We start from the raw sequence: 14,684 nt of genomic DNA, 5'->3' as shown, positions 1-14,684 counted from the left end.
ACCGGGGTCTGGGGCGGAGCCCCAGGGGGTCCGGGCGCAGCCCGGTACCCCTCCCCAGCCCGTCCGGCGTTTGAGGACCGGGTCAGGGCCGGGCCTGGGAACGGTGGAAGGGCGGGTCGGGGACTCCGCCCCGCGCAGCGGACAGGGTGGAGGGGACGCCCTGCTCAGACGCGCGCAGCGCTCAGTGGGGCCAAGCTCGGCATCAAGCGCACCGCGTTGTCCCGGTTGACCGCCCGCTGCTGCGCCGACGACAGCGCGGGGTCACCCGCCAGCGCCGGCAGGGCGATGTCCGTGACCATCTCCGCGGGGCAGGCGGGCCAGTCGCTGCCGAAGAGGATGCGGTCGGGGCTCGCCATCGTCAGCAGGGTGCCCGCAGGGGACATGGGCCCGGCCGTGTCGTAGTAGAAGCGGAGCAGGTGGTCCCGGACCATCGCCGGGTCGACGGGCGGCGTGAGCGCGCCCGCGAAGGCCTGTACACGGGTGGCGATGTGCGGGAGGAAGCCGCCCGCGTGCGGCAGGATCACCGACAGGTTCGGGAACCGGTCCAGGGTGCCCTTGTGGATCATGTTCAGTGCGGCCCGCGTCGTGTCCAGCAGGAAGTCGCACAGGAAGTTCGGGATCCCCGGCACGGCCACCGCCCCCGGCCCCCCGCCCGGCGCCCCGCCGGGGAGCGGCAGGTTGTGCGGGTGCGTGTCCACGACGGCGGAGCGTTCGTCGAGTTCGGCGAAGAGCGGGTCGTAGGAGGGGTCGCCCAGGTAGACGCCCCCGTAGTTCGCGGTGACGTTCACCCCCACCGCGCCCAGCTCGTCGAGCCCGCGCCGCAGCGCCCAGCGCGCGACCTCCGGGTCGTCGAGGAAGAGCGGGGCGTGGAACGCGAAGCGGCCCGGATGGGCGGCCGTCACCTCCGCCGCCGCCCGCAGGGTGACGGCGGTGGCCTCGCGCAGTTGCGCGGACGTCGCGTAGCGCGCGGGCAGCATCGGCTTGAGGACTGCGGTGGCGATCCCCGCCCGGTCCATCAGGTCCAGGGCCGCCGCGGCATCCCAGCGCGCCCACGGCGGCAGGGCCTTCCGGTTCACCAGGCCCTGGCCCTCGGCCCACTCCAGCCACTGCGGGGCGCAGAAGTGGTGGTGGACGTCGATCCTGTCGCGGCTGCCGTCGTCCGGCGGGGTGAGGTCCGCACGGTCTGCGAGGTGTGCGAGGTCTGCGAGGTCTGGGGTGTCCGGCATGGGGGGACCCTATGGCGGGGCCGCGCCGGTGTGCGCGGGACGGGTCGGGGACCCGGGCGATCCGCTCAGGCGGGCGTAGTTTCGGGCCCGAACGGGGTAACGGAGGTTATTCGGGCCGCGGGCCGAGGGAGTGAGGTGGCTGGACAGTCGAGCCCCACGAGAGGTCTGAGCCCGTGACGACCGAACCCGCAGTGGCAGTGAGCGACGGCCTCCCCGTAGGCGAGGCCCTGGCGGCCGTCTCCATGGGCACGCCCGAGTACCGTACGTGCCCCTACCCGGTCTACCGGTCGCTCCGGGAGCAGGCCCCCGTCGGCAAGCTGACCACGCGCCACGGGGTGGACACGTATCTCATCACCCGGTACGAGGACGCCCGGCTCGCGCTGTCCGATCCGCGCATCGGCAAGGACATGCACGAGGGCATCGACATCTACCACGCGGTCTTCGGGGACACCTGCGACGCCCTCGACGACAACCTGATCTTCGCCGACCCCCCTCGGCACACCCGGCTGCGGCACATCGCCCACGAGGCCTTCACCCCGCGCCACGTCAAGCTCCTGCGCCCGCGCATCGAGCAGCTCGCCGGCGAACTGCTGGCCAAGTGTCCGACGGACACCCCGGTCGACCTGATGGCCTCCTTCGCCCTTCCGCTCCCCGTCATGGTCATCTGTGAACTGCTCGGCATCGTCGGGGACGAGCGCACGGACGTCCTGAAGTGGTTCGGGCAGGTGACGCGCTCCCGGTTCAGCAAGGACATGGCCGCCGACCTGGCCGAGGCCGAGCACTGGCTGCGGAACTACTTCCTCGGCCTGGTCGCCCGCAAGCGCGAGGAACCGGCGGACGACTTCCTCACCGTGCTGATCCAGACGCAGCACGAGGACGGGGCCCTGTCCGACGACGAACTCGTCTCGATGATGTGGGTCCTGCTCTTCGCCGGTCACAAGACCACCACGTACCAGATCGGCAACGCGGTGTTCTCCCTGCTCTCCCACCCCGACCAACTGGCGCTGGTCCGGGAGGACCGCGCGCTCCTGCCCCAGGCGATCGAGGAGCTGGTCCGGTTCGAGTGTTCCGTGGAGACCTCCACGTTCCGCTACGCCCTGGAGGACCTGGAGATCGGGGGAGTCGCCATCCCCCGGGGCTCCCTGGTCCAGATCGCGATCTCCTCCGCGAACCGCGACCCGGAGAAGTTCGCGGATCCGGACACCCTGGACGTGACGCGCAAGGGGCTGCAGAGCACCCATCTCGGCTTCGGTCACGGACCGCACTACTGCCTCGGCGCCCCGCTCGCCCGCATGGAGCTGGAGACCGCGCTGACGGCCCTGCTCGACCGGTTCCCCGACATGGTCCTGGCCACCCCGGAGGCCGGTCACGAGGACTGGCTCAAGGGGCCCTTCCCGGCCTTCCGCGGGCTGGAGAAGCTGCCGGTCGCCCTGGACCCCTCGCGGACGGTCGACGACTGGACGGCGCCCGCCCCCGGCTGAGCCCCCTCCGCCCTTCCTGTGTCCCGGGCGTCCTTCGTACGCGCACCCCGCCCCGCCGGTCCTCCGTGAGGATCCGCGGGGCGGACGCATGTCCGGCAGGGCCTACGGGGCCTGCGGGGAGGGCGGGCCTACGAGGCCTGCGGCGCCTGTGGGGATTTCAGCGCCGGGTCGACCACCGACTCCCCGCGGGAGGCGCGGCGGATGCAGTCCGCGAGGTCCTCGACCGGGCCGTCGCGCAGGACCAGGCCCGCCGCGCCTGCGGCGAGTGCGGCCTCCGCCAGACCCGGGTGGGCGGAGCCCGTCATCACCAGGATCCGGCATTCCGGATCCTCCGCCAGGAGCACCGGGACGCGCTCCACCGACTCCGTCAGCGCCACCGCAGGGCGGGCCGGCGCCGAAGCCACCACCTCGATGTCGGGCTGGAGGCCGAGGAGGACCGCCAGGGCCCGGTTCGGCGGGTCCAGGAGTACCCGCAGGGACCGGGCGGGGCGCAGGGGAACGGGCATCTCATCCACCCGGCCAGGGTAGGGGCGAAGTGTTCCGTACCGGTGTAACGCACCGCGGCAGAAGTGAGTCTGACAGAGAGTCAGGAGTCTTCCCAACTGCTGGGGCGTGCGTTATACATTCCTTCACCGGGCAACCTAGAACGCGTTCTAGAGTGCCGGGTCCCGCATACGACCTCGGTGCGGCCGACGGTGCGGACGGCCGCGCCGAGGTCTTCCAAGGCATCGCGCTTCCACAGCCGGTGCTTCACAGCAGGTGTCCCGAAGACGGTGTTTCCAACACAGGGAGCAGCACGCCCATGCCGATCGATGCCGCCAAGGCCCTCGCCGCCGAACCCCGCAAGGGGAACATCGCCTGGGACCACAAGGACATCCAGCTCTACCACCTCGGACTCGGCGCGGGGACCTCCCCGAACAACCCCGGGGCCGCCACCGACCCCGACGAGCTGCGCTACACCCTGGAGTCCAAGCTCCACGTGCTCCCGAGCTTCGCGACCGTCGCCGGCGCCGGCATGGCCATGATGGGCGGCCTCGCCGCCCCCGGCATCGAGGTCAACCTCGCCAACGTGCTGCACGGCAGCCAGTCCATCGAGCTGCACCGGCCCATCCCGGTCAAGGGGGAGGCCGCCTCCACCGCCACGGTCGCCGCGGTCTACGACAAGGTCAAGGCCGCCGTGATCGTGCTGCGCACCGAGGTCGCGGACGCCGACGGGCCGCTGTGGACCTCCGACGCATCGATCTTCGTGCGCGGCGAGGGCGGCTTCGGCGGCGACCGCGGACCCTCCGTCAAGGCCGAGCAGCCCGAGCGGGCGCCCGACCGGATCGAGGAGCGGAAGATCCGCGAGGAGCAGGCCCTGCTGTACCGCCTCTCCGGAGACTGGAACCCGCTCCACGCGGACCCCGAGTTCGCCAAGATGGCCGGCTTCGACCAGCCGATCCTGCACGGCCTGTGCTCGTACGGAATGACCCTGAAGGCCGTGGTCGACACCGTCCTGGACGGCGACGTGTCCCGTGTCCGCGCCTACCGCACCCGCTTCGCCGGGATCGTCTTCCCCGGCGAGACCCTGCGGATCCGGATGTGGCAGGAGCCCGGCCGGGTCCTGGTCGCGGTGAGCGCCGCCGACCGGGACGACGCCCCGGTCCTCGCCGACACCGTCGTCGAACACGGCTGAGCGGATCCGGCAGCCGAAGCACGCGAAACCCCGCAGCCGCAGACACCCAGAAGGAGCCGCACCGTGCGCGCAGCACTCCAGAGCGAGATAGGCCAGGACAAGCTCGAAGTCGTCGAGGACATGCAGGCCGTGGGCTTCGGCCCCGGCAAGGTCAAGATCCGCATCAAGGCCACCGGCCTGTGCCACTCCGACCTCTCCGCGATGAGCGGCGTCCTCCCGCAGCCCGCCCCCTTCATCCCGGGCCACGAGGGCTCCGGCGTGATCACCGACGTCGGCGACGGGGTCACCAGCCACAAGATCGGCGACCGGGTCCTGGTCTGCTGGCTCCCGCCCTGCGGGCACTGTCCCTCCTGCAAGCGCGGCCAGGGCCACCTGTGCCTGGAGGCCTTCGGCAACGTGGCCACCCCCAACTTCCAGCGCGGTGACAGCAGCATCTTCGGCTTCGCCGGCACCGGCACCTTCGCCGAGGAGATGGTGGTCCCGGCGGGCTGCGCCGTACCGATCCCCGACGACGTCCCCTTCGACATCGCCGCCCTGATCGGCTGCGGAGTCACCACCGGACTCGGCGCGGCCATCAACACCGCCAAGGTGGAGGCCGGTTCCTCGGTCGCCGTCATCGGCTGCGGCGGCGTCGGCATCTCCGTCATCCAGGGCGCCAAGGTGCAGGGCGCGGCCCAGATCATCGCCGTCGACCCGGTCGCCTCCCGGCGCGAGGCCGCGCTGCGCTTCGGCGCCACCGAGGCGGTCTCCCCGGAGGAGTTCGCCGACGCCAAGAACCGGATCACCGCGGGCGAGGGCTTCGACTACGTCTTCGAGGTCGTCGGCAAGTCCGCGACCACGAAGACCGCCTACGACATGACCCGCCGCGGCGGCTCCGTCGTCGTGGTCGGCGCCGGCGCGCTCGACGACAACTACTCGATCAACATGTTCTCCCTCTTCTTCGACGAGAAGAAGATCCTGCCGTCGATGTACGGCGGCGGTGACGTGCTCCGCTCCTACGAGCGCACCATCGCGCTGTGGCGGGCCGGCCGGGTGGACCTGGCGGGCCTGATCACGCACCGCGTGCAGCTCGCCGAGATCAACGACGCGCTCGACCAGATGCGTACGGGCGTCGCCCTGCGCACCTGCATCGAACTCTGACCCGTTTCGAGAGGAACCGTACGGATGTCACTGCCACTTGAGGGACTCGTCGCCATCGTCACCGGGGCGGGCCGCGGCCTGGGCCGGTCCGAGGCGATCGAACTCGCCCGGCTCGGCGCGAGCGTGGTCGTCAACGACTTCGGGCAGCCCGGCCGCGACGGCTCCGGCGAGGCCTCGGCCGCTCCGGCGGAGGAGGTCGCGGCGGAGATCCGGTCCGCGGGCGGACAGGCGGTGGCGCACCTGGGTGACGTGGCCGACTTCGAGCAGGCGCGCGAGCTGGTCGAGCTGGCGGTGAACAGCTTCGGCAAGCTCGACATCCTGGTCAACAACGCGGGCATCCTGCGCGACCGGATGGTCTTCTCGATGTCGGAGCCGGAGTGGGACTCGGTGATCCGGGTCCACCTCAAGGGCCACTTCAACACGACCCACTTCGCCTCCGTGCACTGGCGCGAACGCTCCAAGGCGGCCGGCGGGCCGGTCTACGGCCGGATCATCAACACCTCCTCCGAGGCCTTCCTCGGCGGCTCGGCCGGCCAGCCCAACTACGCGGCGGCCAAGGGCGGCATCGTGGGCCTGACCACGTCCACCGCCCTGGCCCTCGCCAAGTACGGGGTGACGGCCAACGCCATCTGCCCGCGCGCCCGTACCCGTATGACGGAGGACGTCTTCGCGGGCTTCCAGGTCCCGGAGGAGGGCAAGCTCGACGCCCTCGCCCCCGAACACGTCTCCCCGCTGGTCGGTTACCTCGCCTCCCCGGCCTCGGCGAAGGCCAACGGGCAGCTGTTCGTGGTCCACGGCGGCATCGTGGTCGTCATGGAACGCCCCAAGGTGGCGGCGAAGTTCGACACCGCCAAGGAGTCCTTCTCCTACGAGGAGCTCGACGGGCTCCTCACTCCGCACTACGACTCCCGCCCGGCGAACGAGACCTTCGCGGCAGCGGAAGTCCTCGGCCTCAAGCACGACGGCTGACGGGGCGGGCAGCCCCCAGCGGCAGCCAGGAGTACGGATTCACGCGCCGGGCCCGGGGTTCCTCACCCCGGGCCCGGCGTCGGTTCCGGCGGACGCCAGGAAACCGGCCTCAGCCCAGCGGGGCCTGCTGCAAAGGGACCGGGCGGGCGGGCGCGGGCGGGAGGGGGATGGGGTCCAGGCGCACGGGCGGGGGCGGGGAGAGCGGGAGGGTCATGCCCATGAGTCCGCACGGGACCTCGGGGGTGGCGTACGGGAGGTGCAGGCGGCCCTCCGGGGTCCAGCGGCCCGTTCCGCCGAGCCAGCCGGCCGGGGCGCCGAGCCGGAACACGTGCCGGTCCGCGGGGCGCCACAGGGCCAGCCCGGCCACGGAGCCGCCGTAGCCGTCACCGGCCTCGTCCACACGCAGGGCGACCCCGCAGCTCTCCGGCATCAGCACCTGACCCGGCTGCACCGCGAAGGGCGTCGCCGAGGCCCCGACGGCCCGCAGGCACTCCGGGAAGCGCACCGGGCGGGCGCTGCCCAGGACCCCCCAGCCGAGCCGTGGTTCGCCGGGCGCGTCCGAACGGATCAGCAGCAGCCCGCTGTCGGGATCGGCCAGCAGCAGCCGGTCGTCGCTGGCCTCCGCGATCTGGAGCAGCGGCGAGATCTCCCCGCCCCGCCGCAGGTCCACGGCCACCGCCTTGGTCACCGGCCCGCCCGGGCCGTCCAGTTCGCGGTCCAGCGCCAGCAGCCGGCCGGCCCGGTCCAGCCAGACCCCGCCCGAACACCGCCCCGGGATCCGGGCGACCCGCTCCGGCCCGAAGGGGACCCCGGCCACCTGCCACACCGTGGTCGAGGCGGGCCCCACGGCCACGGCGAAGGCCCCGTGCCCGTCGGGGGACGGGGGCAGCAGGGTGACCCGTACGCCGTCGGCCGCCGGGACCGCGCCGAGCTGCAGCTCCCCGGTCCGGGGCCCGGCGCCCGCCTCGCCGCCGCCCGTCGGGTACAGCAGCGCGAAGCCGTGCCGCTCCGCGACCCGCCGGTGGATCAGCACCCGCCCGTCGGCCAGCGGCAGCACCTCGCTGTCGGCCTCCTCGGGCTGCGCGAGGGGCAGGGGCACCGCGTACGGCTCGGGACCGGTCAGCGTCCAGCGCTCCGGAAATCGAGCTTCGCCGTCCCCGGCGAGCCGGGCGGCGTAGGACCCGTCCGCGGCGATGGTGAACGGGGTCGCGCTGGTCTTCTCGATGGCACAGACAGTCATCTGCGGACACCTCCGCCGAGGAAGGTAGTGATCGCGCTTCCCCTCGGACAACGCGACAATCCCCGCTTCACACATACGGGTGGCCGGGTGGCGATTCCTCTGTGGAAGGGGAGGCGCTTGTGCTGTGCGATATCGGGGCGTTTGGGGGTGAGGGCCGCGTTAGGTACACCCAACCGGCTTCTCCGGTCTTTGCCCGGCCCGCTCCCCGTCCTCAGGAGCCGGCACCAGCCCGGCCGCCCCCGACCGGGGGAGCCGCGCGTCAGGTGGCACGGGCGGTCCGTGCGCCGAGGTCCGGGAGGTCCGGGAGGTCCAGGAGGTCCACCGGACGTGGCTGCCCGGGCTCGGGCGGGAGACCCAGCCGCTGCCGCACCTCGCGGGCCAGCGCGTGCCGGCCGCCCAGCGCCCGGGTCACCTCGGGCAGCAGCTCCCGCCACCGGGGCCGTGCCACCGCCTCCCCGTGCAGCGCCGCCAGCCCCGCCACCTGTGCGTACCGCCCCCGCAGGGTGAGCGGGTCGTCGGCCCCGAACAGCTCGGCCCGACGCACCAGCACCGCGTCCAGGAGCCGCAGCGCCTCCGCCGGCCGGTCCCTCGCGGACAGCGCCAGTGCGAGGCGGAACCAGGCGTCCACCGTCAGCCGGTCCCCGCTCCCGAGCAGCGCCTCCAGATCCGGTGCCAGCTCCTCCCACTGTGCGAGGCCCGCCGCCGGATCGACGGCCCGCGCGGTCAGCGCCAGCAGGTAGCGGGCCCGTAGCACCAGCTCCCCGGCAGGCCCCTGGTGCGCGTACAGCGTCGGCATCAGCTCGACGAGCAGCGCCCGCGCCTCCGACGGGCGGCCCGCGCCCTCGGTGTGCTCGGCCAGCCGGAACCGCGCCAGCAGCGTCAGCGGATGGTCCTCGCCGAGCGCCGCCGTGCAGTCGCTGATCAGCACCCGCCAGGTGGGCAGCGTCTCCTGCGCGGTGCCCGCGTCGGCGACCCAGCCGGCCATCACGATCCGGGCCGCGTACGTCTCCTCCCGCCCGTCCTCCAGCAGCCCCACCAGTTGGGATACGAGCACCCGCAGCCGGGCGGCGGCCTCCGGATTCCCCCGCAGCCGCAGGACCGCGTCGCACAGCTCGCGCCGTGCGTCCGCGCCCAGCGTCCCCACCGTGCGCTGCTCGGAATCCAGCCGCGGGATCAGGGACAGCCACAGCTGGACCGCGCCCACGTCGTCGCCGGCCCTGGCCAGCTGGGTGACGTACTGGTACCGGGTGTGCAGGGTGAGGCTGTCGGTCTCCCCGAGCACCCGGCGCAGATCGCGCACGATGTCCGCGTACAGCCCGGCGGCCTCGCGCAGGGCGCCCGCACCCGCCAGGTACCAGGGGAGCAGGCAGCGGGCGTAAAGGGTGCGGCGGTCCTCGGGCCCGTGCAGGGCCTCCATGCGCGGCACGATCTCGCCGAGCAGCGCGGAGGCCTCCCCGAACAGTCCGTCGCGGGCACAGGCGCAGGCCAGGTCGAAGCCGAACTCCACGGTCAGCGGGTCCCCGGCGCCGAACAGCCGGATGGTGTCGGCGAGCAGCTCGCCCAGCGCCATCCGCGCGATCCCGGGATCGTCCTCCCCGCGCGCCACCCGGCCGCGCTCCACCAGGGCGGCGCGGATCCGGGCGCCGAAGGCCTCGCCGGGGTCGGGATCGGCGTACTCGCCCTCCAGTACTTCGTCCTCGTCCTCTTCGCCTTCCTCTGCCTCTTCGTCCTCCCCATCGGTTAAGGGACGAGGAGGCGGGGGCGGCAGGTCCGGCTCGGTCGGTACGTACGCCCCCGCACCGGCGGCCCCGGCCCCCGTGGGCGCGGCCGCCGCGGCGAGCGTCCGGCTCAGCGTGCGCAGCCGGTCCACCACCTCCGCGGCGTCCGCGGGCCGGTCCGCCGGATCCTTGGCCAGCAGTTCCATCACCAGCCGGTCCACGGGCGGGGGCACCGGCAGGTACGCGCTCGGCGGCGGCGGTACCTCGTGCACCTGCTGGTACATGACCTGGAGCAGGCCCCGGTCCAGGGTGAAGGGCGGCCGCCCGGTGAGCATCGTGTAGAGGAGGCAGCCCAGGGCGTACAGGTCGGTCCGCCCGTCCACCGGCCGGCCCTCGCACTGCTCGGGCGCCATGTAGGCCGGGGTGCCGACCATCCGGGCGCCGGTGAGCTTCGTGTGGTGGGTGTCGTTGTCCTCCAGGAAGCGGGCGATCCCGAAGTCGAGGAGCTTGACCAGCCCGCCGTAGGTGACCATCACGTTGCCGGGCTTGAGGTCCCGGTGGACCACCCCCGCTTCCGGCCCGTGCGCCGACTCCAGGGCCAGCGCGATCTGCTCGGCCCAGGCCAGTGCCTGCGGGAGCGTCGGCAGCCGCTGCGCGAGCTCCTCCGCGAGCGAGCGGCCCCGTACGAGCTCCATCACGATGTAGACGAGTGGTACGTCGTCCTGCGCCACGCTGTTGTAGTCGTACACGGCGACGATGTGGGGGTGCGCGAGGCGTCCCGCCGCCGTCGCCTCCCGGCCGAGCCGGGACACCAGCTCGGGGACCAGCGCCGGATCGGCTTCCTCGCGGATCAGCTTGATCGCGACCTTGCGGCGGATGCGCCGGTCGATGCCCTCCCAGACTTCGCCCATGCCGCCCACGTCCAGGCGCCGGACCAGCTCATATCGGGCGTCGAGCACTTCTCCGGCACGCATGGATCCCCCCGTTTCCCCTGCCGCCGCAGACAGTATCCGCATCGGCCCGCGGATGGGACGGGAAGACCGGGGCCGGTCGCCACGGACGGTAGCCTTGGCCTGTGCCCCGTCTCTCTGAAGTCATCGCCGCGCTGGACGCTCTGTGGCCCCCCTCGCGGGCCGAGGAGTGGGACGCCGTCGGCACCGTCTGCGGCGACCCCGACGCCGAGGTCTCCCGGGTGCTGTTCGCCGTAGACCCCGTCCAGGAGATCGTCGACGAAGCGGTGAAGCTGGGTGCCGACCTGCTCGTCACCCACCACCCCCTCTACCTGCGGGGCACCACCACCGTCGAGGCCGGCACCTTCAAGGGCCGCGTCGTGCACACGCTGATCAAGAACGACATCGCGCTGCACGTCGCCCACACCAACGCCGACACCGCCGACCCGGGCGTCTCCGACGCCCTCGCCGGCGCCCTCGACCTGCGCGTCACCGGCCCGCTGGTCCCCGATCCGAGCGACCCCCACGGCCGCCGGGGCCTGGGCCGGCTCTGCGAGCTGGACCGCCCCGAGACGCTGCGCGAGTTCACGGCGCGCGTCGCCGCCTGGCTCCAGCCGACCGCGCAGGGCATCCGCGTGGCCGGTGACCCCGACGCGATGATCCGCACGGTGGCCGTCAGCGGCGGCTCCGGCGACAGTCTCTTCGCGCAGGTCCGGGCCGCCGGTGTCGACGCGTACGTCACCGCCGACCTGCGCCACCACCCGGTGTCCGAGGCCCGCGAGCAGAGCCCGCTCGCCCTCGTCGACGCCGCCCACTGGGCCACCGAATGGCCCTGGTGCGAGCAGGCCGCGGCCCAGCTCGACGCCATCTCCGAGCGCAACGGCTGGGGTCTGCGGACCCACGTCTCGCGCACGGCCACCGACCCGTGGACGGCGCACGCGCCGTCCGTGACATCCCCTTTGACGTCCCCCTCTCACCCTGGAGCCCCCAACTGAACGCCGAGCCCGCCGACCAGATCCGACTTCTCGACGTCCAGGCCCTGGACGTCCGGCTGTCTCAGCTCACCCACAAGCGCAAGATGCTCCCCGAGCACGCCGAGGTCGACTCGCTGACCAGCGACCTCGCCCAGCAGCGCGACTTCCTCGTCGCCGCCCAGACGCAGGCCACCGACGCCGCCCGCGAGCAGACGAAGGCCGAGCAGGACGTGGACCAGGTGCGCCAGCGTGCCGCCCGCGACCAGGCCCGCCTGGACACCGGCGTCGGCATCTCCGCCCGCGACCTGGCCAACCTGCAGAGCGAGGTCGTCTCCCTCGCGAAGCGCCAGGGCGACCTGGAGGACGTGGTCCTGGAGGTCATGGAGCGTCTGGAGGGTGCGCAGGAGCGCGTCACCGAGCTCACCGACCGCGTCGCCTCGCTGGAGGCCAAGCTCGTCGACGCCACCGCGCGCCGGGACGCCGCCACGGGCGAGATCGACGCCGAGGTCGCGGGCATCGCCAAGGACCGCGAGGTCATCGTCACCACGATGCCGGCCGCGCTGATCGCCCTGTACGAGAAGATCCGCGTGAAGCAGGGCGGCGTCGGCGCCGCCCGCCTGTCGCAGCGCCGCTGCGAGGGCTGCCGCCTGGAGCTCGACCTCGCCGAGGTCAACGAGATCAAGGCCGCCGCCCGCGACCAGATCGTCCGGCACGAGAGCTGCGGCCGCATCCTGGTCCGCATGGCCGACTCGGGCATCTGATGCCGCGGTTCGTTGTGGAAGCCGACGGCGGCTCCCGGGGCAACCCGGGGCCCGCCGGTTACGGCTCCGTCGTCCTCGACCCGGTGACGGGCGAGACGCTGGCCGAGCGCGCGGAGTACATCGGCGTCGCGACGAACAACGTGGCCGAGTACAAGGGCCTCATCGCCGGGCTGAAGGCCGCCCGCGAGCTGGACCCGGACGCGGTGGTCCTCGTACGCATGGACTCCAAGCTCGTCGTCGAGCAGATGTCGGGCCGCTGGAAGATCAAGCACCCGGACATGAAGCCGCTCGCGGCGGAGGCGGCGAAGGTCATGCCGCGCGCGCAGGTGACGTACGAGTGGATTCCGCGCGAGAAGAACAAGCACGCGGACCGGCTCGCGAACGAGGCGATGGACGCGGGCAAGCGCGGCAAGCAGTGGGAGCCCGCCCATTCCTCGGCGGCCCTGGACGCCTCGGCGGCCCGCGCCCTGGCGACTCCGCCGCAGGCCGGCCCCGTGGGCGACGCCGCAGCGGGCGCCGCGGCCGTACGTGCCGCGCTCGCCTCCGGCGGTGGTACGAGGACCCGCGCGGGCGCGGCTGCTGACGGCGCGAGCCCCGCCTCCGCCCCGACCGGGCCGGACACCCTCTTCAGCGACTTCCCCGAGCCGGCGGGCGGCACCACCACCGGCACGGGGACCGGGTCCGCCACCGCCACCACCGCCGCCGCCGGCTCCCGGTCGGGCACCGGGTCCGGAACGGCCACCGGCACCGCATCCGTCACGGTCACCGCCCCCGCGGCGGGACAGGGCTGGGGCCCCGACATGGGACCCCCCGCCACCTTCGTGCTGCTGCGCCACGGAGAGACCGCGCTGACCCCGCAGAAGCGGTTCTCCGGCAGCGGCGGCAGTGACCCGGAGCTCTCCGCGGCGGGCCGCCGCCAGGCCGCCGCCGTCGCGGAATCGCTGGTCGCGCGCGGCACCATCGAGACGGTGATCAGCTCCCCGCTGCGCCGCTGCAGGGAGACCGCGCAGGCCGTCGCCGACCGGCTCGGGCTCAGCGTCACCGTCGAAGAGGGCCTGCGCGAGGTCGACTTCGGGGCATGGGAGGGGCTGACCTTCGCCGAGGCGCGCGAGCGCCACCCCGAGGACCTCCAGGCGTGGCTGGACTCCCCGAAGGCCGCCCCCACGGGCGGCGGCGAAAGCTTCGCTTCGGCCACCCGCCGCATTTCGGCGACCAGGGACCGGCTGCTCGCCGAGTACGCGGGCCGCACCGTCCTGCTGGTCTCGCACGTGACGCCGGTCAAGATCCTGGTCCGCCTCGCTCTGGGCGCCCCGCCGGAGGCCCTGTTCCGCATGGAGCTGTCGGCGGCCTCCCTGTCGGCGGTCGCCTACTACGCCGACGGCAACGCCTCGGTCCGCCTGCTGAACGACACGTCCCACCTGCGCTGAGCCGCCGCGCCCGGCCGCACGACGAGGCCCCCTGCCCGGACCGGGCGGGGGGCCTCTTGCTCATCCCCGAGCCGAGCCGCGAGGCGCCGCCGTCTGGTAGAAAAGGCGACGTCAGGTGAGGTCCGGAGAAGGGAGCGAGCCACCCGTGCCGCCGTACCCGTCCGGCTTCCGGTAGCACCCCCAGGAAGGCCCTGGGGTGCGGCTGGAGGCTCTCCTTGTCCCGCACCGCCCACCACGTACCCGCCCCGCGCACCCCGTTCGCGCAGCGCGAGGCGCTCGCCCCGCGGCACACCGGCTTCACCGGTCCCTGGCGCCGGGTCGACCTGCGCAGCCTGCGGTACTCCGCCGCCGAGCTCCGTACCGCGGCCAAGGAGGGCCGGCGCCCGCAGCCGCGGGAGGTCCGCCGCGCCTTCGACAGCTGGCGGTACTGCTGCGCCTTCGGCGGATCCCTCTCCGAGGCCGCCAACCTCGCGGAGCGAGCCGCCCGCGCACGGGCCCGTACCGCCTGCCGCGCGGCCCTCCACGACCCCGAGACGTCCATCGAGCCCTACCGGCCCCGCTACGGGGCCCACTGGGAGGCGTAGCGGGGCCGGATACCGGGGCATAAAAAAACTCCCCTGGTCTGCGTTTCCGCAGGTCAGGGGAGGAGGCAGACGAGCCGGCCTGTACGCCGGGTTCTGTCGCCCGGTGACCTCGCGGTCGCCGGGGAGACGGCCATCCATCTAGGACCGGCGTTGCCGCCGGCCTCGTGCGGTCTACCCGCGAACTCGGGCGGGCAGCCCTCGAACGTTCGCGCAGGGCCGTCCGAGAACGACCCCTCTTGACCTTGCTCCGGGTGGGGTTTACCTAGCCGCCTGAGTCGCCTCAGGCGCTGGTGGTCTCTTACACCACCGTTTCACCCTTACCGGGGGCCGAAGCCCCAGGCGGTCTGTTTTCTGTGGCACTGTCCCGCGGGTCACCCCGGGTGGCCGTTAGCCACCACCCTGCCCTGTGGAGCCCGGACGTTCCTCGGCGGGATCCGGGGATCCCGACGCGGCCGCCCGGCCGACTCGTCTGTCGTGCGGCCCATCGTACCGGCTGCGTCTTCACGGCTTGACCTTGACGCAGCGGCAGGGTTTCTACT

General features: G+C 73.3%; 12 protein-coding genes and 1 other RNA gene. 8 read left to right on the top strand and 5 right to left on the bottom strand.

Going from position 1 to position 14,684, the window contains the following annotated elements; translation table 11 throughout:
• Positions 1-164: 164 nt before the first annotated feature.
• The gene (locus ACFYM0_RS29240; protein ID WP_388506538.1) at positions 165-1,226 is read right to left on the bottom strand and encodes an amidohydrolase family protein; all 1,062 of its coding nucleotides are present in this window, start codon (positions 1,224-1,226) and stop codon (positions 165-167) included.
• A 173-nt stretch (positions 1,227-1,399) separates the two neighbouring features.
• Here ACFYM0_RS29240 and ACFYM0_RS29235 point away from each other — a divergent pair, with 173 nt between their 5' ends.
• The gene (locus ACFYM0_RS29235) at positions 1,400-2,707 is read left to right on the top strand and encodes a cytochrome P450 (protein WP_388506536.1); all 1,308 of its coding nucleotides are present in this window, start codon (positions 1,400-1,402) and stop codon (positions 2,705-2,707) included.
• 128 nt (positions 2,708-2,835) lie between these two features.
• On the opposite strand, the gene ACFYM0_RS29230 is transcribed toward ACFYM0_RS29235, so the two are convergent.
• Entirely contained in the window at positions 2,836-3,213 is a 378-nt protein-coding gene (locus ACFYM0_RS29230; protein ID WP_388506553.1) for a DNA-binding response regulator, read from the bottom strand.
• A gap of 296 nt (positions 3,214-3,509) precedes the next feature.
• Here ACFYM0_RS29230 and ACFYM0_RS29225 point away from each other — a divergent pair, with 296 nt between their 5' ends.
• The 3 genes from ACFYM0_RS29225 to ACFYM0_RS29215 all read left to right on the top strand — a co-directional run bounded on the left by ACFYM0_RS29225 (position 3,510) and on the right by ACFYM0_RS29215 (position 6,491).
• Positions 3,510-4,382, top strand: a complete 873-nt coding sequence (locus ACFYM0_RS29225; RefSeq protein ID WP_388506534.1) for a MaoC/PaaZ C-terminal domain-containing protein — start codon at positions 3,510-3,512, stop codon at positions 4,380-4,382.
• Between the two features lie 63 nt (positions 4,383-4,445).
• Positions 4,446-5,522, top strand: a complete 1,077-nt coding sequence (locus ACFYM0_RS29220) for a Zn-dependent alcohol dehydrogenase (RefSeq protein ID WP_266958368.1) — start codon at positions 4,446-4,448, stop codon at positions 5,520-5,522.
• Positions 5,523-5,546: 24 nt separating this feature from the next.
• Positions 5,547-6,491, top strand: coding sequence for a 3-oxoacyl-ACP reductase (locus ACFYM0_RS29215; RefSeq protein WP_388506531.1), 945 nt, complete (start codon positions 5,547-5,549; stop codon positions 6,489-6,491).
• A 109-nt stretch (positions 6,492-6,600) separates the two neighbouring features.
• On the opposite strand, the gene ACFYM0_RS29210 is transcribed toward ACFYM0_RS29215, so the two are convergent.
• Both ACFYM0_RS29210 and ACFYM0_RS29205 read right to left on the bottom strand, forming a co-directional pair.
• Positions 6,601-7,731 carry a hypothetical protein gene (locus ACFYM0_RS29210; protein WP_388506529.1) on the bottom strand — a complete coding sequence of 377 codons (1,131 nt, stop codon included), beginning with the start codon at positions 7,729-7,731 and terminating at the stop codon, positions 6,601-6,603.
• Positions 7,732-7,990: 259 nt separating this feature from the next.
• Entirely contained in the window at positions 7,991-10,423 is a 2,433-nt protein-coding gene (locus ACFYM0_RS29205) for a protein kinase (protein WP_388506527.1), read from the bottom strand.
• Between the two features lie 101 nt (positions 10,424-10,524).
• On the opposite strand from ACFYM0_RS29205, the gene ACFYM0_RS29200 reads away from it, so the two are divergent.
• From ACFYM0_RS29200 to ACFYM0_RS29185, 4 genes are all read left to right on the top strand, one after another.
• On the top strand, positions 10,525-11,394 hold the full coding sequence (locus tag ACFYM0_RS29200) for a Nif3-like dinuclear metal center hexameric protein (RefSeq protein ID WP_388506525.1): 870 nt from the start codon (positions 10,525-10,527) through the stop codon (positions 11,392-11,394).
• Positions 11,391-12,134 (top strand): zinc ribbon domain-containing protein, encoded by a 744-nt coding sequence (locus ACFYM0_RS29195; RefSeq protein WP_243330412.1) that lies wholly within the window; start codon positions 11,391-11,393, stop codon positions 12,132-12,134. The genes ACFYM0_RS29200 and ACFYM0_RS29195 overlap by 4 nt, the downstream gene beginning before the upstream one ends.
• Positions 12,134-13,561 (top strand): bifunctional RNase H/acid phosphatase, encoded by a 1,428-nt coding sequence (locus tag ACFYM0_RS29190; RefSeq protein WP_388506523.1) that lies wholly within the window; start codon positions 12,134-12,136, stop codon positions 13,559-13,561. The genes ACFYM0_RS29195 and ACFYM0_RS29190 overlap by 1 nt, the downstream gene beginning before the upstream one ends.
• Before the next feature lie 215 nt (positions 13,562-13,776).
• Positions 13,777-14,145, top strand: coding sequence for a hypothetical protein (locus tag ACFYM0_RS29185; protein ID WP_388506522.1), 369 nt, complete (start codon positions 13,777-13,779; stop codon positions 14,143-14,145).
• 66 nt (positions 14,146-14,211) lie between these two features.
• Here ACFYM0_RS29185 and rnpB read toward each other — a convergent pair.
• Positions 14,212-14,613, bottom strand: an RNA gene (rnpB, locus tag ACFYM0_RS29180) — RNase P RNA component class A.
• Positions 14,614-14,684 lie beyond the last annotated feature (71 nt).

The organism is Streptomyces sp. NPDC006487 (assembly GCF_042870555.1).
Classification (GTDB): domain Bacteria; phylum Actinomycetota; class Actinomycetes; order Streptomycetales; family Streptomycetaceae; genus Streptomyces.
The sequence above is the reverse complement of the archived record's forward strand: the minus strand, read 5'-3'. Positions and strand labels throughout refer to the sequence as shown.